Annotated in this window: 15 protein-coding genes; 5 read left to right on the plus strand and 10 right to left on the minus strand. The window is 58.6% G+C overall.

The features are described 5' to 3' along the window. Positions 1–2: 2 nt before the first annotated feature. The 3 genes from FIV35_RS09885 to colR form a co-directional block, all read right to left on the minus strand. Positions 3–683 (minus strand): class I SAM-dependent methyltransferase, encoded by a 681-nt coding sequence (locus FIV35_RS09885; RefSeq protein WP_034139169.1) that lies wholly within the window; start codon positions 681–683, stop codon positions 3–5. 187 nt (positions 684–870) lie between these two features. Continuing rightward, on the minus strand, positions 871–2,151 hold the full coding sequence (locus FIV35_RS09890) for a sensor histidine kinase (RefSeq protein ID WP_034139170.1): 1,281 nt from the start codon (positions 2,149–2,151) through the stop codon (positions 871–873). Continuing rightward, positions 2,141–2,824 carry a two-component system response regulator ColR gene (gene colR / locus FIV35_RS09895; RefSeq protein WP_034139171.1) on the minus strand — a complete coding sequence of 228 codons (684 nt, stop codon included), beginning with the start codon at positions 2,822–2,824 and terminating at the stop codon, positions 2,141–2,143. Before colR ends, FIV35_RS09890 begins: the two co-directional genes overlap by 11 nt. A gap of 201 nt (positions 2,825–3,025) precedes the next feature. Here colR and FIV35_RS09900 point away from each other — a divergent pair, with 201 nt between their 5' ends. Continuing rightward, positions 3,026–4,975 carry an LTA synthase family protein gene (locus FIV35_RS09900; protein WP_034139172.1) on the plus strand — a complete coding sequence of 650 codons (1,950 nt, stop codon included), beginning with the start codon at positions 3,026–3,028 and terminating at the stop codon, positions 4,973–4,975. 157 nt (positions 4,976–5,132) lie between these two features. Here FIV35_RS09900 and ltrA read toward each other — a convergent pair whose 3' ends face one another. From ltrA to FIV35_RS09935, 6 genes are all read right to left on the minus strand, one after another. Beyond that, on the minus strand, positions 5,133–6,824 hold the full coding sequence (gene ltrA, locus FIV35_RS09905; RefSeq protein ID WP_071534438.1) for a group II intron reverse transcriptase/maturase: 1,692 nt from the start codon (positions 6,822–6,824) through the stop codon (positions 5,133–5,135). Between the two features lie 1,034 nt (positions 6,825–7,858). Continuing rightward, a complete protein-coding gene (gene groL, locus FIV35_RS09915) occupies positions 7,859–9,505 on the minus strand; it encodes a chaperonin GroEL (RefSeq protein WP_034100295.1) in 1,647 nt (548 codons plus the stop codon). Positions 9,506–9,554: 49 nt separating this feature from the next. Then, a complete protein-coding gene (locus FIV35_RS09920) occupies positions 9,555–9,851 on the minus strand; it encodes a co-chaperone GroES (protein WP_034139173.1) in 297 nt (98 codons plus the stop codon). Between the two features lie 247 nt (positions 9,852–10,098). Next, positions 10,099–10,575 carry an FxsA family protein gene (locus FIV35_RS09925; protein ID WP_034139174.1) on the minus strand — a complete coding sequence of 159 codons (477 nt, stop codon included), beginning with the start codon at positions 10,573–10,575 and terminating at the stop codon, positions 10,099–10,101. 66 nt (positions 10,576–10,641) lie between these two features. Further along, positions 10,642–11,373, minus strand: a complete 732-nt coding sequence (locus FIV35_RS09930) for a HugZ family pyridoxamine 5'-phosphate oxidase (protein ID WP_034139175.1) — start codon at positions 11,371–11,373, stop codon at positions 10,642–10,644. A 94-nt stretch (positions 11,374–11,467) separates the two neighbouring features. Continuing rightward, positions 11,468–12,475 carry a DUF481 domain-containing protein gene (locus FIV35_RS09935; protein WP_034100302.1) on the minus strand — a complete coding sequence of 336 codons (1,008 nt, stop codon included), beginning with the start codon at positions 12,473–12,475 and terminating at the stop codon, positions 11,468–11,470. 133 nt (positions 12,476–12,608) lie between these two features. Between FIV35_RS09935 and FIV35_RS09940 the strand changes: the two genes are divergently transcribed. The 4 genes from FIV35_RS09940 (at position 12,609) to FIV35_RS09955 (ending at position 17,449) form a co-directional block, all read left to right on the plus strand. Beyond that, on the plus strand, positions 12,609–12,992 hold the full coding sequence (locus FIV35_RS09940) for an MGMT family protein (protein WP_052198998.1): 384 nt from the start codon (positions 12,609–12,611) through the stop codon (positions 12,990–12,992). A gap of 43 nt (positions 12,993–13,035) precedes the next feature. Further along, on the plus strand, positions 13,036–14,568 hold the full coding sequence (locus tag FIV35_RS09945; RefSeq protein WP_034115007.1) for an AmpG family muropeptide MFS transporter: 1,533 nt from the start codon (positions 13,036–13,038) through the stop codon (positions 14,566–14,568). 191 nt (positions 14,569–14,759) lie between these two features. After that, the gene (locus FIV35_RS09950; RefSeq protein ID WP_034139177.1) at positions 14,760–16,475 is read left to right on the plus strand and encodes a proline--tRNA ligase; all 1,716 of its coding nucleotides are present in this window, start codon (positions 14,760–14,762) and stop codon (positions 16,473–16,475) included. Positions 16,476–16,495: 20 nt separating this feature from the next. Next, on the plus strand, positions 16,496–17,449 hold the full coding sequence (locus tag FIV35_RS09955; RefSeq protein WP_034139178.1) for a hypothetical protein: 954 nt from the start codon (positions 16,496–16,498) through the stop codon (positions 17,447–17,449). Between the two features lie 62 nt (positions 17,450–17,511). On the opposite strand, the gene dinB is transcribed toward FIV35_RS09955, so the two are convergent. Further along, entirely contained in the window at positions 17,512–18,570 is a 1,059-nt protein-coding gene (gene dinB, locus FIV35_RS09960; RefSeq protein WP_034139179.1) for a DNA polymerase IV, read from the minus strand. Between the last annotated feature and the right edge of the window lie 101 nt (positions 18,571–18,671).

Here is an 18,671-nt window from a genome sequence, read left to right on the forward strand (position 1 = left end):
TGTTACCTCTTGCGTAATACATATACTCGCCACATGGCGTAGAGCGGTATGAAGTCCAGAGCGTCCTGAACACGAAAACCCGCCTGCTCGAATTCTGCTTCTACAGTAGCAGCCGGTAACACAAACCTGTTTTGGTAACCGTCCTGCCCACCTTTGCTACGGCGTCGCTCTTCGCTGCGCTTGCGCTTCCACGCTTTGAAATTGCCGTCGACCCATAGCGAAATAATCACACTGTCACGGGTAACTCGCTGAAACTCGCGCAATATCGCCAGACGATGGGCCGGATCACCAATATGGTGCAGCAGGCGCATACAGAAAATGCTGTCGACCGCGTTATCTGGCAAATCAATATCAAAGGCAGAGGTGTGCAAAGGACGTACCCGTTTCACCACCTCTGCCGGCTGCGCCTGGGTGGCTACCTTCAGCATCGACGCGGAATTATCGGCACCGATAATCACGCGGTTGGGCTTTTCCGCCAGCAGCGGCCAGAAACGACCGGCACCACACGGCAGGTCCAACACCAGCCCAGGCTCACCGGCCATGGCCAGCGCGCCACGGGCCAATTGCTCGTCGCGTTTGTGGGACAACCGGCGAGCCAGATTGTCCTGATGCTTGAGCAAATATTTCTCTGCGTGCTGATCGTCGTACTTTTCGGAAAATTCGAGCTTGATCGGGGTAGGCATCAACAGGTCTCCAATGACTGATGCCTACAAACTATTCAGCGCCGCGTGATCAATAGGTCAACTCGTTGTGAAAAACTTGTCCTGTCCAATCTCATACATTTCAAGACTTTACAAAGACAAATAGTATCAACGGGCCATATTCGCCGAATTACGGCGACCATTGGCAGGATAGCGGCAGGGGGTGGAGTCAGGGTTTGACCTGACTCAACTCGACATGAAAGCGGCAACCATTGGGCTCCATGGTGCTGAGGCTGACGCTCCAGCCCTGGTTCTCGCAGATGCGCTGTACCAGCGACAGGCCCAGCCCCAGGCCCTCGCCACGTTTCTCACTACCGCGTACGAACGGCTCGAACATGGCTTCGCGTTTTTCTTCGGGAATGCCGACGCCGCTGTCTTCCACGACAAAACCGGTCGGTTCCAGAGTCAGGCGGATAAAGCCCTGCTCGGTGTAGTGCAACGCATTGCGCAGCAGGTTGCCCATTACCGCGTGCAGGAAGGTGGTGTTATAGCGCGTGTCCAGAGGGTTGCCCGGTTGATAGATCAGTTGCAGGCCCTTCTGCTCGATAGGCTCACGCCAGATTCCCAACAGGTCCTCCGCTACTTGAGTGAGGCTGACCTGGGGCGACATCACCGCATCGTTGTGCTGGGCCCGCGCCAGCATCAGGAAGGTTTGCACCAGCTCGCGCATTTCTTCGCAAGCCCTGGCAATGCGTAGCACCTGGTTACGCCCGCGCTGGTCGATGGCCGGGTTTTCCAGCAGCAGTTCGCAAGAACTGGCCAGCACCATCAACGGCGTGCGCAATTCGTGACTCACATCGCTGGTAAACAATTGCTCGCGGGACAATGCCTGGCGCAGACGGCCCAATGTGGCGTCGAATGCCACCGCCAATTCGCCCACTTCATCGGCCGCGTAGTCCGGCGCCAAAGGCGGCGCCAGGCCCAGCAACTGGTCACGATGGCGCACCTGGCGGGCCAGACGCACCACCGGGGCCATCACTTTGCGCGCCAGCACCCAACCGAGGAACACAGCCAGGGCAAGGCTGAGCACGAAGCCCACCAGCACCACGGCGAACAGCACGCGCTCACGTTCTTCGAAGTCACTTTGATCCTGCAGCAGCACGTAGCGCCGCCCGTCTATGACTTCGACCATGGCGTGGTATGACAGCGACTCACGGAATACCTCGTGAAAGCCAGGCTCGAGGTGACGCAGATCCTTGGGTAATTCGAAATCGCCACGGCCGCCGCTGAAATAGAACAGCTGATCCGGCTCGGGTCGATGGCTCCAGTCTTCGACGCTGTCCATCAGCAGCAAGCGTTGCAAATCGCCGCCGAGGCCCGCCGAAATCAGCTTTTCCTCCACCAGGTGCACCGTTGCCACAATGCCCATGGCGAAAGCCCCCGCCACCAGCGCGCTCATCAAGGCAAAGGCAATGATGATCCGCTGGGCAAGGCTCTGCTTAAATTCCATCTCGGCCCTCGGCCAGGCGATACCCCACACCGTGCACCGTGTGCAGCAGCGGTTTGGCAAAAGGTTTGTCGATCACTTGGCGCAACTGGTGGACATGGCTGCGCAGGCTGTCGCTGTCCGGGCAGTCATCGCCCCACAATGCCTCTTCGAGAATTTCCCGCCGCAGCACATGGGGGCTTTTTTGCATCAGCACCGCCAGCAGCTTCAGGCCGACCGGGTTGAGTTTGAGCAGGCGCCCTTCACGGGTCACTTCCAAGGTGTCGAGGTCGTAGCTCAGGTCACCCACTTGCAACTCCCGGCGGCCGCCGCCCTGGGCACGGCGAAGCACCGCTTCGATGCGCGCGGCAAGTTCCGACAGGGCAAAGGGTTTGAGCAGGTAATCATCGGCGCCGGACTTGAAGCCTTGTAGCCGATCGTCCAATTGGTCGCGCGCGGTGAGCATGATCACCGGCGTATCGCGCCGCGCATCTTCGCGCAGGCGCTTGCACAAGGTGTAGCCATCGATGCCAGGCAGCATGATGTCGAGCACGATCAGATCGTAGTGTTCGGTGGCGGCCAGATGCAGGCCCGACAGACCGTCTTGCGCACAGTCGACGGTGTAGCCCTTCAGCCCCAGGTAATCGGCCAGGTTGGCCAGAATATCGCGGTTGTCTTCAACCAATAGAATTCGCATGGGCAGTGTCTCCGTACGCGGTAACGGCCGTGTTGGCTCGCGCAGCTTAAGGCCAAGTGGGGCTCAGGGATAGACCTGAAAGGCCCGTGGATCAGGGTTTTCAATCAAATAGCCAGGGCAACGAGTTTTTCACTATAGCTTCACAAACTGACTACAGCGTCAGGACGAATATCGCCCCCCATTTATATAAGGAACATAGACATGGGTTTCGTCAAAACAGCGCCAATGCGCTATCTGCTGTTGATAACCGGTGCCTGGTTATTGATATTCCTGCTGACGCGCGCCGTGCTGCTGCTCACCCACCTGGATGAAGTCGGCGGCAACCTGCTACCGGTGTTTGCGGTGGGCCTGGTTTACGACCTGGGTTTCCTGGCCTATGCAGCCTTGCCGCTGGGCCTGTATGTGCTGCTCTGCCCGCCCGGCCTGTGGCGGCGTCGCGGCCACCGCTGGTTTTTGCAGGCGGTACTCACTGTCAGCGTTTTCGCGATGCTGTTTACCTCGGTGGCCGAATGGCTGTTCTGGGACGAGTTCGGTGTGCGCTTCAACTTTATCGCCGTCGACTATCTGGTGTACTCCGATGAAGTGTTGAACAACCTGCTGGAGTCTTACCCGATCGGCAAACTGCTCAGTTTGCTGGCGATGCTGGCCGTTGTGTTGAGCCTGGTGTTGCGCAAACCGTTCACCGCCGCCATGGACGCCCCGTTGCCGCCGTTGCGTGGCCGTTTGCTCAATGCACTGGTGCTGGTGCTGGCCGTCGGCCTCAGCCTGCAGTTGATCAGTCAGGACAGCCCTCGCACCCAAGGCGGTAACGCCTACAAAAACGAACTGGCCAGCAACGGCCCTTATCAGTTTTTCGCAGCCTTCCGTAACAACGAGTTGGATTACGCACAATTCTATAAAAGCCTGCCGACCGAAGTTGTCGCCAGGCAACTGCGCGCCGAACTCAGCGAGCCCAACGCGCGCTTCATCGGCCAGGACCCACTGGATATCCGCCGCGCCATCAGCCACCCGGGCCCGCTGCGCACGCCCAATATCGTGCTGGTGACCATCGAAAGCTTCAGCGCCAAATACATGGGCAGCAACGGCGACGGGCGTAACCTCACACCCAATCTGGACGCGCTGCGCCAACAAAGCCTGTACTTCAATAACTTTTATGCCACCGGTACCCGAACCGACCGCGGCCTGGAAGCGATCACCCTGGCGATTCCCCCTACACCCGGGCGCTCAATCGTCAAACGCATCGGTCGTGAAAGCGGTTTTGCCAGCCTCGGGCAACAGCTTTCCGCGGTCGGTTATGACAGCGTGTTCGTGTACGGTGGGCGCGGTTACTTCGATAACATGAACGCGTTTTTCAGCGGCAACGGTTATCGCGTGGTCGATCAGAGCAGCGTACCCGAGACCGAAATCTCGTTTAAGAACGCCTGGGGCATGGCCGACGAGGATCTATACAAACAAACTCTGAAACTGGCCGATGCCGATTACGCTAAGCAGCAGCCATTCCTGCTACAACTGATGACCACCTCCAACCATCGCCCTTATACCTACCCGGATGGGCGTATCGATATCAAATCCGGCAATGGCCGCGACGGAGCGGTGAAATACACCGACCATGCCATCGGCAAATTCCTCGACGCAGCACGCCAGAAGCCTTGGTTCGATAACACGATCTTTGTGTTCGTCGCCGACCACACGGCCGGCAGCGCGGGCAAAGAGGACCTGCCCATCACCAACTACCAGATTCCATTGTTCATTTATGCCCCCAAACTGATCGACCCTCGGGAATCCGCGCAACTGGCGAGTCAGATCGACCTGGCGCCGACCCTGCTGGGCCTGATCAACCTGAGCTACGAGTCGACGTTCTTCGGCCGCGATTTGCTTCAGGACAACCCGCTGCCGCCGCGCGTGGTAGTCGGCAACTACCAGCACCTGGGGCTGTTCGACGGCAAGGACTTGGCCATTCTCAGTCCGCGCCTGGGCTTGCGTCGCCACGATCAGGCGTTGGCGGAGAGTCAGGAATCGCGAGTGGGAAGCGATGATCCGTTGATTCAGCGGGCGATCACCTACTACCAGGCCGCCAGCTATGATTTCAAACAGCAGTTATTGAGTTGGAAAGCGCCCAAGGAGGCAAGCCCACGGTTGACCGAGCGCTAGGTACGTTCTTTACCGAACGCGCAATAAAAAGCCCCGCCTGCATCACTGCAGGCGGGGCTTTTCAGTACGGGGGTAAGGCTGGCTGTCGGGTAAGAAACGGCCATTACTGACCGTCCCTCCCCTAAGAACTGTACGTGCGAGTTTCCCCGCATACAGCTCAAGCCTTTGTAAGCCCTTTCTCAGTTGAAAGAGCCGGTGCCGCACTGTGTAACTGTCGATGACAGTTGGGATGCAACAACACCAGATTGCCCAGCTCGTCGCATCCGCCCTTGTGCCGCTCGATAACATGGTGAATGTTCCACCCGCTTTCGAACGTAATCAACTGCTTGCACATCGGGCAGCGCTTGCTCTGGCCAAGCCACAGCGTCAGCGTCTTCCGCTTCCCCTCGTCCGAGCTTCGCCACGCATATTCCAGCCGTTGCTCGAAGTACATCTCGTCCTCTGGGGCGTATGGGTTAGCCTCCGCCTTGATCTTGGTGTGCCGCTTGATCGGCGTATCGCTGGCGTACAACAAGTGGAGCAGTTTGCCGCTGGGGTGTAGCCCGGAGAATACCCAACTACGTGTTCCCACGCGCTTGAAGTATTTTTCCTTGATCCAACGTTTGCAGCGATTCAGATGTCGCCGCCTGCACCATCGCCATAGCAATTTCCAGATCCTGTAATCCACGTAGTTGAAGGTCTGCTTGGCGACAATCGGCCGATGATAATTGGCCCAACCCCGAATAACTGGATTGAGCTGCTTGATCAACAGGCTGGCCGGTGCCGCTTTGTTCGCTTCAACCAACGCCTTAACCTTGGCCAGAAATGCTTTCACGTTCTTGTGGGCTGGCTTTATCAGCAGCTTGTCACCGTACTTGCGAATATTCTGACCGAGGAAATCGAACCCATCCGATACATGCGTGAACAACGTTTTCTCCACCGCAAGGCTCAACCCCCGCTCGGCCATGAAGGCTTCGACGAGTGGCTTCACCTCGTTTTCCAGCAGCTCTTTCGAGATGCCGGTGATGACGAAATCATCTGCGTATCGCACATAGTTGACCTTGGTCTTGTAGCTGGCTTTGGTATTACGCTGCCCGAACCGAGATTCGAGCTCCTTTTCCAGTCCATCAAGGGCCAGGTTGGCCAATACGGGCGAGATGATCCCTCCTTGCGGAGTTCCCGCCCCTGTCGGATTCAATCGACCGGATTCCAAATATCCCGCTTTCAGCCATTTCCTTAGAACCACTTTGTCCATCGGGACGTTAGTGATCAGCCAGTCGTGACTGATGTTGTCGAAACATCCCTTTATATCGCCCTCCATGACCCACTGCGCAGAATGCTTGCGACCGAGATTGACGAACAATTGCTCGATTGCATCTGCCGTGGAACGGTGAGGGCGAAAGCCATAGGAATTTCGGTCGGCTGTGGTCTCAGACACCGGTTCAAGTGCCAGCAGGTATAACGCCTGCATCGCTCGATCCAGCATCGTCGGAATCCCCAGCGGTCTACGCTGGCCATTTGCTTTGGGAATGTAAATCCGCCGCAGTGGCCGGGGCTTGTAGCCCCTGCGCTCTAACCGAAAAACTGCCTTCCATTTGCTTTCAGGCGTGCTCCAGGTTTCCCCATCGACGCCGGGAGTCCTGCGACCCCGGTTTTCAGTGACCCGTTTAACCGCCAATACCTTGGCGGCAAACGAGCGAACCAGCATACGCTGCAAGGTTTTCACCTGCCGCCATTGCTGATTCTTGGCTGCCTTCGCGATCCGTACCTGTAGCCCTCGCACCTGTCGATGACCTGTTTCCCAGTCTATCGAATGCCAACTGATGGCCAGATGGGAGGACGCAGGTACTTCTATTTCAGACGCACTCATCTTGCTTTTCCTCCAGAGAAGATTTCCCCAGAGGGCAGTAGACGCACGTCGCCCTTGTGGGGGAGTGAGTACACTGCCCCGCAAGGGATTTCTATGAGTTAGACGCAGCCGGTCAAACCGACAAACGTCTGTTCTTGATGGCTTTACAGGCCTTCTCGCGATCAAAGACCAGTCGGAAGTCAGCACCGTTTCCAGTCAGGGCAGAGCCCTTATCCAACCCCATTACAGGGAGGCATTCGCTTTTTCCGACATCCTCTACCCGCATTTTCAACAGTCTTCCTCACGGTCGACCTGCCTTGCCATACAGGCCAATGGCGAAAATACGGGCTTACCGAGTTCCATAACCGTCACAAGGATGGGTTAGGCCCTGCCTATTCACCGATGACTCAATGTCAGCGTGCCCCCAGATGTAAAAGGGACAACCAGTCATGCACCATTTTGGTCAAAGCCTATCAGCAACTTTGGCTCCATGCGGTTGACGGTGTTTATCAGCAGTTCACTTACGTTGGCCATACCAACCAGCCTAGCGTCTCACCCGCGTGTTGCTCGCAGGGTCTGCATGGTGCCTCGCGGCGACCACACACCACAGAATCATGGGACTACATTGTCAGGAAGCTTCGCACCCCGCCGTTACCAGCGACGCACTATCCCTAGGCTACTTTTGGCTGAACAAAAGGTCTCGCGCCCCTCTACCTTGCGGTTTCCGGGTGAGACAATGACAGCTATGGCTTGCGCCCTATAGATAGGAGCAGGCCAGCTCTTTGGACACGATTTCCCATACCTCCCTCGCAGTGATTCAAAATCTGCAAGCTCAGTACGCATATCGTTCTGATGATTTCCAGAGAGAAAATCACGATATATAGGCGACATTACGCCGAATTCTAAGCACCTTGTGAGTGCCGGAAATCCGGGTTTTGACGCCCGGACTTCGGGTTTTTTAAGCTGTTTCTGCGGGAAAGTGATCACCGGTTCAACCGGTGATCACCTAAGATGTAGCCCGCTAGGTGCTTCTACCTATAGCGACTCTCGTCGCACTACATCATGCCGCCCATGCCACCCATGCCGCCCATGTCTGGCATACCGCCGCCAGCCGCGCCTTCAGCCTTCGGCTTGTCAGCAATGGCCGCTTCGGTGGTCAGGATCAGACCGCCGATGGAGGATGCTGCTTGCAGAGCGGAACGGGTTACCTTGGTTGGATCCAGGATGCCCATTTCGATCATGTCGCCGTAGACGCCAGTGGCGGCGTTGTAACCGTAGTTACCTTTGCCGTTCTTGACTTCGTTGACCACAACGCTTGGCTCGTCGCCGGAGTTGGCAGCGATCTGGCGCAGTGGTGCTTCTACAGCGCGACGCAGTACAGCAATACCGACGTTCTGGTCGGCGTTGTCGCCAGTCAGGCCAGTCAGGGCTTCCAGAGCACGGATCAGCGCAACGCCACCGCCAGGAACCACGCCTTCCTCAACGGCTGCACGGGTTGCGTGCAGGGCGTCCTCAACGCGGGCTTTCTTCTCTTTCATTTCAACTTCGGAACCGGCGCCAACCTTGATCACTGCAACGCCGCCGGACAGCTTGGCCAGACGCTCTTGCAGTTTTTCACGGTCGTAGTCCGAGGAAGTCTCGGCAACCTGGGCGCGGATCTGAGCGATGCGCGACTCGATGTCACCTTCAACGCCAGCACCGTCAACGATGATGGTGTTTTCCTTGGACAGGGTCACGCGCTTGGCGCTACCCAGGTTTTCCAGAGTGGCGCTTTCCAGGCTCAGACCGATCTCTTCGGAGATAACGGTACCGCCAGTCAGAACGGCGATGTCCTGCAGCATGGCCTTGCGACGGTCACCAAAGCCTGGCGCCTTGACGGCAGCGACTTTGACGATGCCACGCATGTTGTTCACAACCAGAGTCGCCAGGGCTTCGCCTTCGACGTCTTCGGCCACGATCAGCAGTGGGCGACCGGCTTTGGCAACCGCTTCCAGCACCGGCAGCATTTCGCGGATGTTGGAGATTTTCTTGTCGACCAGCAGGATCAGCGGGCTGTCCAGCTCGGCAACCATGGTGTCTGGCTTGTTGACGAAGTACGGGGACAGGTAGCCGCGGTCAAACTGCATGCCTTCTACGACCGACAGTTCGTTTTCCAGGCCCGAGCCTTCTTCAACGGTGATCACGCCTTCTTTACCGACTTTTTCCATGGCTTCGGCAATGATGTCGCCGATGGAGTTGTCGGAGTTGGCCGAGATGGTACCCACCTGAGCGATGGCCTTGGTGTCGGCGCATGGCTTGGACAGGTTCTTCAGCTCTTTGACGATGGCGATGGTCGCCTTGTCGATACCGCGCTTGAGGTCCATCGGGTTCATGCCGGCAGCGACGGCCTTGAGGCCTTCGTTGACGATCGACTGAGCCAGAACGGTGGCGGTGGTGGTGCCGTCGCCTGCGTCATCGTTGGCACGGGAGGCAACGTCTTTGACCAGCTGCGCGCCCATGTTTTCGAAACGGTCTTCCAGTTCGATTTCTTTAGCTACGGAAACGCCGTCCTTGGTGATGGTCGGAGCGCCGAAGCTCTTCTCGATGATCACGTTACGGCCTTTCGGGCCCAGGGTGGCTTTAACTGCATCAGCCAGGATGTTGACACCGGTGAGCATTTTCTTACGGGCGGAATCGCCGAATTTAACTTCTTTAGCAGCCATGATCGATATTCCTTAAATACTTTGAAGTAACGGGAAAATGAGCGGGAAATCAGCCTTCCAGTACAGCGAGAATTTCGTTCTCGCTCATGACCAGCAGGTCTTCGCCGTCGACTTTCACAGTGTTGCTACCGGAGTAAGGGCCGAAAACAACCTTGTCACCCACTTTCACGGCCAGCGCGCGTACTTCACCGTTCTCCAGGGTTTTGCCTGGGCCAGCAGCGACGATCACACCGTGGTTGGCTTTTTCAGCAGCCGAACCTGGCAGGACGATGCCGCCGGCGGTTTTCTTTTCTTCTTCGCTGCGACGGATGACGACGCGGTCGTGCAGAGGACGAAGCTTGCTCATTGTCGATCTCTCCTAATTGTGTTTTTCATCGGCCGGTATCAATTCCGGCGGGTTAAATTCCGGCGGTGCCGGTCGCGGTTCGCTGAGCGAAACGCGGAAGTCTGTCTAGTGTCACCACCAGAAACCTTGCGGTGACCGTTACATAAGGGCGCCTGGGCTTATTACAAGGGGCGGTGAATGAAATTTTTTATGTCCGGGAGCGGGTAAACGCAGCACGGCACCCGAAGGTGCCGTGCCAATGGAGCGGTTATTTGCTGTCGCGGTGCTCGAACTCGCCTTCGATCACATCGCCTTCACGTCCCAGGGGCTGGCGCGGAGCCGGGCCGCCACGGGGTTGCAGGTCGTCGGCAAACGCGCGCTGACGAATAGCTGCCTCCTCGGCACGCTGGCGCATCTTGCCGGCCAGTAGCCTGCGGGTAACCGGCAGCAGCATCACCAGGCCCACCACGTCGCTGATGAAACCCGGCAGGATCAACAGGCCACCGGCCAGGGCCATCATCAGACCTTCGAGCATGGTCTGAGCGGGCAATTCGCCGCGGTTCAGGCTTTCACGGGCACGCAGCGCCGTGGCCAGGCCGGCGACGCGCAGCACCAGAACGCCGAGCATCGAGCCCAGAATAATCAACAGCAATGCTGGGAAGAACCCGATCGCACCGCTGACTTGAACGAAGACGAACAGCTCCAACACCGGGAACAGCAGAAAGAGCAATAAAAAAGGGCGCATCAAATGTTTCCTCAACGCAAGAATGCCTTGCCAGTCCACCTTAGATGACGTCGCCGTTTCGTGAATTCAAGCGTCAGCCGCCGCTTTTTTCGGCCAGGCTGCGGCGTGAGCCAGTGAAACCAAGGCTTCGCGCACTTGTGTCGGCGTGTTGCAAGGCGCGGCAAATGGCAACCAATGTAGCGATTGGCCAATCCGCAGGTGCATGCCTTCACTGTCGATGCCGGCCAATTGCGCAGGCTCGCTGACGGGCAAACCGGCCAGGTCGACGTAATGGGCAATCGCCTTGGCATGGTCGCTGTTCATGTGTTCGACCATGCTGCGCTCTGCCGCGCCGGCGAAGGGGTTGGCCAGGGTCAGTTGATCGAGCCAGTGGATCGCGCCGAATCCGCCTATGTAGCGGTGGCGAACCGGCTTGAGCACCCAGAAATCGAAATCGTGGGCCTTGTGGTAATTGGCCGATTCGGGGAAGTAGCGGTAATAGCGCTCGGCTGCGGCCTCGATGGCGGCATCGTCATGCAATTGCTCGGCTTCGGCCAGGTAGGTGAGACGCCCTACCGCCTGCACATCGTCCGCCCCACGCTCACCGACCAGCAGCGAGCATTTGGGCTCTTTTTGCAGGTTATGGGTGTGCTGGGCGATGCGGCTGATCAGAATCAGCGGGCGGCCCTGCTCGTCCAGGCAGTACGGCACCACCGATCCAAATGGAAAGCCAGGCATGGCTTTGGACAATGTGGAGAGAGCCCCACGGTATTCCTTGAGCAACAGCTCTCGGGCGTTCTTGGCAACCTGTGCGCTCAACGTATGACTCCTCGGGTATTCAGCCGCCCATAACGTATGGGAATGGATCTCAACACAAGGTAATCAATATAAGCAGCGGTTGCCAGGGACGCGACTACCAGGCTACCCCGAAACCGGCGGTATAACGGGTCTTGCTCAGACTGCTCTCCGAGTCGCCGCTGATCACGTCACGCTCGGCCTTGAGGTTGAGCGATGCCCACTCGGTGACTTTGTAGCGCAGACCCATTTCCGCATCCAGGGAGTACTCGGCTGGCGCATCGATAGGCTTGCCCAGTTCGCCATTGGTGAAGAACTCAACGGTCTTGCCCACCAGGTAGCGGTTGTAGTTCCACTTCATGGCCAGGGAATAGAAGTTGTCCTTGCCGCCATCGGCATATTCATAGTCGGTGCGGTTGACCAGCGAGCCGAGGGAGAAAGCGCCCAGCTCGTCATCCCAGAACTGGTAGCCAGGGCCAGTACCCACGGTGCGCTGACGCGCCAGGTCTTCGACTTTGTCGCGCTTGTAGGTCAGGCGCCCCTGCCAGAACCAGTGCTCGGTGATAAAGCGGTCCAGGTCGTACTCCAGGGCCCAGTTGTCGGTGGTGGTCACGTCATCCTGGAATTCGCGGTTGTACTCGCCCTGCCCGGTATGGCGCCATTGGCCATGGCGGGCGGTGGTCTTGAAGTCGACGTCGTAGTCGTTGGTGTCTTTTTCGGCGCGCTTGTAGTCCAGCGCCAGATCGACATTGCCCTTCCACACCAGGTCCTCGATCACCGGTTTAGGCTTGATGATCTGTTGGATGCTCGCCAGTTCAACGGTCTTGGGCGCCTCGCCATTGGCCAGCACCACCTTGCCGTCTTCTGCCGCTTGGAGGGACTTGGCTTTCTCGCCACTGTAGGCATCCTGCTTGACCAGCAGCTCCTGGTCGCTTTCCAGGGTTTTGACTTGCTTCCAGTCCACTGGAATCGCACCGGCATACGCGGTCTGGATCAGCAATTTGCCGCCGTCGAAGACCTTTATTTTGCCGGTCAGGCGATCACCGTTCTTCAACCAGACGGTGTCCGCAAGCAAGGGTGTGGAAGCGCTTAAAACAGCAAGGCACAGCAAGGTTCTGGACAACATAAGCGGATTCGAGGCTCGGGCTTGGCGAAAAAGAGGGCATTATCGTGTTAGATAACGTCTTAGCAAGGACTGACTCAGGGATCGCAGATGAGTTCAATTCTCACCGCCATGTTTACAGCCGTTTCTTGCAAAAATGCCGACATATTCAACGGATAGTCCCACAGTGAAATTGCCTGTCGATACACCACAAACCGCTGCCGATATGCGCCGCACCGCGCTGTACCTGACCTTGGCGCAAGTGCCCGAGGGCTGCGTGGTGAGCTACGGCGAGCTGGCGCACTTGGCCGGTCTCGGGCGGGCGGCGCGCTGGGTGGGGCGGACCTTGAGCCAGCTCCCAGAGGACACGCGGTTGCCCTGGCATCGCGTGCTGGGTGCCGGCGGTCGGATAAGTCTGCCGGCGGGCAGCGCATCGGGTGACGAACAACGTGCGCGTTTGCGCGGCGAAGGTGTCAGTATCCTGAACAATCGCGTTGATATTCAGCGCCATGGCTGGCGCCCGGTAGAGCACAGCGGTTAGAGTGCGCGCTTTGTTTCCGTGAATCTGAGGCAGACTCCAGCCCATGCCCCGTAAAACCTGGCGCGCCGCGCTCGCTGCCTATGCCAGCCCCTCGACGTTAGTGCTGTTGTTGCTCGGCTTCGCCGCCGGCATGCCTTACATGTTGGTGTTCTCGACGCTTTCGGTGTGGTTGCGCGAAGCCGGTGTGGCCCGCGAAACCATCGGCTATGCCAGCCTGATCGGGCTGGCCTACGCCTTCAAGTGGGTCTGGTCGCCGCTGCTCGACCAATGGCGCCTGCCGCTGCTGGGCAGGCTCGGGCGCCGCCGTTCATGGCTGGTGCTCGCGCAGTCGCTGGTCATCCTGGGCCTGATCGGCATGGGGTTCTGCGATCCGCAGAAGCATTTGTCCTGGCTGATCGCCATTGCTGTGATCGTTGCCTTTGCCTCCGCCACCCAGGACATCGCGGTCGACGCCTATCGCCTGGAAATCGCCGACGACAGCCGCCAGGCCGCCTTGGCCGCCAGCTATATGTCCGGCTACCGGATCGCCGCGCTGCTGGCCACCGCAGGCGCGTTGTTCTTTGCCGAAGGTTTCGGCTCCACCGGTTTCAACTATAAGCACTCGGCATGGACCGGCACTTACGTGCTGTTCGGCGTGCTGATGATCCCAGCCCTGCTGACCACGCTGTTCATGCGCGAGCCCAATGTGCCGCTGCGTACCCAATTGCAGGCGGGCCGCTACAGCTTCGTGCATCAACTGGCCTCGGTGTTCGTGCTGATCGTACTGCTGGTGTCGGTGCCGGCGATGTTCACTCAGCTGTACAACACCGATTTCGCCAGCGTGCTCTTCCAGGGCGTCAGCCTGTGGGATTTGCTGATGGAAGACCGCGCCTTCCTGCGCGCAATCCTCTATATCACCCTGACCTGCCTGTGCCTGTCGACCATGGGCCGCCGTGGCCTGGCGCCGGTGCTGACGCCAGTCAACGACTTTATCCTGCGCTACCGTTGGCAGGCCCTGCTGCTGCTCGGGCTGATCGCCACCTATCGCATGTCCGACACGGTGATGGGCGTGATGGCCAACGTGTTCTACATCGACCAGGGTTTTACCAAGGACCAGATTGCCGGCGTCAGCAAGATCTTCGGCCTGATCATGACCCTGCTCGGCGCCGGTATGGGCGGCTTGCTGATCGTGCGCTTCGGTATCCTGCCGATCCTGTTTATCGGCGGCGTCATGTCGGCCGGCACTAACCTGCTGTTCGTGATGCTCGCCGATATGGGCCCGGACCTGCAGATGCTGATTTTCACCATCTCCCTGGATAACTTCAGCTCGGGCATGGCCACGTCGGCCTTCGTGGCCTATCTGTCGAGCCTGACCAACCTCAAGTTCTCCGCCACCCAATATGCGTTGCTCAGCTCGATCATGCTGCTGCTGCCGCGCTTGATTGGCGGCTACTCGGGCGTAATGGTGGAAAAGTTCGGTTACCACAACTTCTTCCTGATCACCTGCATGCTGGGTGTGCCGACGCTGCTTCTGATTGCGTTGCACTGGTTCCAGGAAAATCGGCGGATTCGGTTGAGTCCACCCGCTGAAGACTGACAATGTGGGAGGGGCATTGCGACGATTGGACTTGCCCCGGTAGGTCAGTAACACATTAGCGCCTGACACCCTGCTATCGGGGGCAAGCCCCATCCCACATGCCCCTCTGCATTCTGATGCCTGTACTCCTGCAGCCCGCGCCCGTACAATCCCAAGTCATTTCAAGTCCAAGCAACCGACAACGGCCTACCATGCGTACCAGTCAATATTTGCTCGCCACACAGAAAGAAACGCCTTCCGATGCGGTCGTGATCAGCCACCAACTGATGCTGCGCGCCGGCATGATTCGCAAGCTGGCCTCCGGCCTTTACACCTGGCTGCCCATGGGCTTGAAGGTGATGCGCAAGGTCGAAGCCATCGTTCGTGAAGAAATGAACGCCGCCGGCTCCCTGGAAGTGTTGATGCCGAGCACCCAGCCGGCCGAGCTGTGGCAGGAATCCGGGCGCTGGGAAGAGTACGGCCCTGAGTTGCTGCGCTTCAAGGATCGTCATGGCCGCGACTTCTGCGCCGGCCCGACCCATGAAGAAGTCATTACCGACCTGATGCGCAACGAGCTGAGCAGCTATAAACAGTTGCCGCTGAACCTGTATCAGATCCAGACCAAATTCCGTGATGAAATCCGCCCACGTTTCGGCTTGATGCGTGGCCGCGAATTCATCATGAAGGACGCCTATTCGTTCCACGCCGACCAGGCGTCCCTGCAGGTCACCTACGACCGCATGCACCAGGCCTACTGCAATGTGTTCACGCGCCTGGGCCTGAAATTCCGCCCGGTTGAAGCGGATAACGGTTCCATCGGCGGCGCCGGCTCCCACGAATTTCACGTACTGGCCGAGTCCGGCGAAGACGATATCGTGTTCAGCAACGGTTCCGACTACGCGGCGAACATCGAGAAAGCCGAGGCCGTGCCACGGGAAACCTCACGCCCTGCCCCGACCGAAGAACTGCGCCTGGTAGACACGCCGGACACCAAGACCATCGCGGCCCTGGTGGAGAAATTCAATCTGCCGATTGAAAAGACCATCAAGACCCTGATCGTGCACGCTGAGGAAGCAGGCAAGCTGATCGCCCTGGTTATCCGTGGCGACCACGAACTCAACGAAATCAAGGCCGCCCAGCAGCCAGGCGTGGCCAGCCCGCTGGTCATGGCCAGCGATGCCGAACTGCGCGACGCCATTGGCGCCGGCGCCGGTTCCCTGGGCCCGCTGAACCTGCCGCTGCCGATCATCATCGACCGCTCGGTCGAGCTGATGAGCGACTTCGGTATCGGTGCGAACATCGACGACAAGCACTACTTCGGCGTGAACTGGGAGCGTGACCTGCCGGTTCCGACCGTGGCCGACCTGCGCAACGTGGTGGCCGGCGACCCAAGCCCGGATGGCAAGGGCACCCTGGAAATCAAGCGCGGCATCGAAGTCGGGCACATCTTCCAGCTGGGCAACAAATACAGCAAGGCGATGAAGTGCGAAGTGCTGGGCGAGAACGGCAAGCCGATCACCCTGGAAATGGGCTGCTACGGTATTGGCGTATCCCGCGTAGTGGCGGCTGCCATCGAGCAGAGCAACGACGAGAAAGGCATCATCTGGAGCGACGCCCTGGCGCCGTTCCAAGTGGCGCTGGTACCGCTGCGCTACGAAACCGAGCAAGTACGCGAAGCCACCGACAAACTGTATGCCGAGTTGACGGCCGCCGGTTTTGAAGTGCTGCTCGATGACCGGGACAAGAAAACCAGCCCTGGCATCAAGTTCGCCGACATGGAACTGATTGGCATCCCACACCGGATCGTGGTCAGCGACCGCGGCCTGGCCGATGGCAATCTGGAATACAAGAGCCGGACCGAAGCCGAAGCCCAACCGTTGCCGGTGGCTGACGTGCTGTCTTTCCTTCAGGCGCGTATTCGTCGCTGAAAACCAGATCAAGAGAAGTCATGTTCAAGCGAAACACCAGAGCCCTGGGGGGCGCCGCCTTGTGCGGCGCCCTGCTGGTCAGCGGCTGCGCCAATCATATGTCGCAACGCAGTGAGCACGAGGAGCGGGTCGAGCGCAAATTGCTCGATCACAGCCTGCAGATCGATGTAGGCGAACCCAAAGTGCTGGAACTGCCGCAACGCCGGGTTCGCATTCACGAGCAGAAGACCTTCGAGGTCACCGAGTTCGAAGTCACCCGGCATTACGACCGCTACACCCCCTATCAGCCTTGGCGCAAAGTCTACGAGATGCCCCTGGGCGCGGTGGCACTGGTGGCGGGCGCGGGCGCCAATGTGGCGAACATCTTCGCCCTCGGCAACCTGCCTTCGAGCATGACCCATGACTGGCTGATCTACGGCATAGACGGGCTCAACCCGTTCATGAACGTGCAATCCCATGGACGCGCGCAACAGAACCTGGCGGGTATTGATGAAGTTCAGCGCGACAAGCGCCTGGATTATTCAAGCCTGCCGTGGAGCGAGCGTCCCGTGCAGGTCACCGCCGGCCAACACACCCACGAGCTGACCACCGACCGTAACGGCGTGCTGCGCCTGAACCTGTTGGACAGCCCGTTCGCCGAGCAGGACCTTAACCATGTCACCACCTTGAAGATCAGCGTGGAGGATGGTCAGGACGACGCGCACTCGGACTCGACCCTGGCTATCAGCAAGACCCTGCGCGGCAAGTTGCTCGAAGCCCACGGCTTGATCTATGACGATCTGGAAGACGACGAAGTCAGCCAGTGGGTACACCGGGTCAAGCGCCTTTCGGAGCTGGGTCTGGAAGAAGAAGCCAGCGAGCTGGAACAAAGCCTGATCGAACTGACCCGCAATGATCCGGAGTTGCAGCAGGAATTCCTGCAAGCGCTGACCAAGGATGCGGGGCGACTCGTAGCGGATCCAGGCGCACGCTGAGACGCCCAAAGGGTTGGAGATGGATGTGGGAGGAGCCCCTTCCACATTTTGATTGGCGGTTTCTACCAGGCGAACTCTAGCTGTTCGTTACCGCCACTGAGGTCCAACAACCGTACCCCGATCCCCAGCAGACGCACGGGCTTGCCGCCGCGATTGAACGCTTGGGTCATCAACCGTTGATAACTCTCCAGATCCCGCCCTGCCCCGGCCTGCTCCAAGGTGGTCTGGGTAAAGTCATGAAACTTCACCTTCACGAACGGCTTGCCCGCGCGATAGCTGCTGTCGATGCGCGCCATGCGCCCGGCCAGGGTTTCCATCAGTTCGGGCAATTTAGCCAGGCAGCTTGAGAGATCCGGCAGGTCCACATCGTAGGTATTTTCCACACTGATGGATTGCCGACGGCTGTCGTTCTGTACCAAGCGATCATCGATGCCACGGGCCAGACTCCACAGTCGCTCGCCAAAACTGCCGAATTCCCGCACCAGCGCCAGCTTGTTCCATTCGCGCAGTTGCAGGCAGTCTTCAATGCCCAAGCGCGCCAGTTTGTCAGCGGTAACTTTGCCCACGCCGTGGAGCTTGCTTACGCGCAACTGCGAGACAAACGCTTCGACCTGATCCGGCGTGATCACAAACAGGCCATTGGGCTTCTTCCAATCGCTGGCGATCTTGGCCAGGAACTTGTTCGGTGCCACGCCAGCTGACACCGTGATGTGCAATTGATTGGAGACGCGACGACGGATGTCCTGGGCAATGCGTGTGGCGCTGCCGCCAAAATGCGGGCTGTCGGAAACGTCCAGATAGGCTTCATCCAGCGACAACGGTTCAATCAGGTCGGTGTAGTCGCGAAAGATGGTCTGGATTTCCTTCGACGCCTCTTTATAAGCATCCATGCGCGGCTTGACGATGGTCAGGTCCGGGCACAGCTTCAAGGCATGCCGTGACGACATCGCCGATCGCACCCCGTAGGCCCGCGCTTCATAGTTACAGGTGGCAATCACCCCTCGACGATCGGCTGAACCACCGACCGCCAGAGGCTTCTGCGCCAGACTCGGGTCATCGCGCATCTCGATGGCGGCGTAGAAGCAATCACAGTCAACGTGGATGATTTTGCGCTGCGTCATAAATAGAAGGGGCAATTCAACGGGCGATCAGTATCGCATTCACCCCTGTATATAGCACCAGTAGTTTGAATCTTCCGCCTGAACGGTAGGAATTCTCCTCC

This window comes from Pseudomonas rhodesiae (assembly GCF_007858255.1).
GTDB classification, from domain to species: Bacteria; Pseudomonadota; Gammaproteobacteria; order Pseudomonadales; family Pseudomonadaceae; genus Aquipseudomonas; species Aquipseudomonas rhodesiae.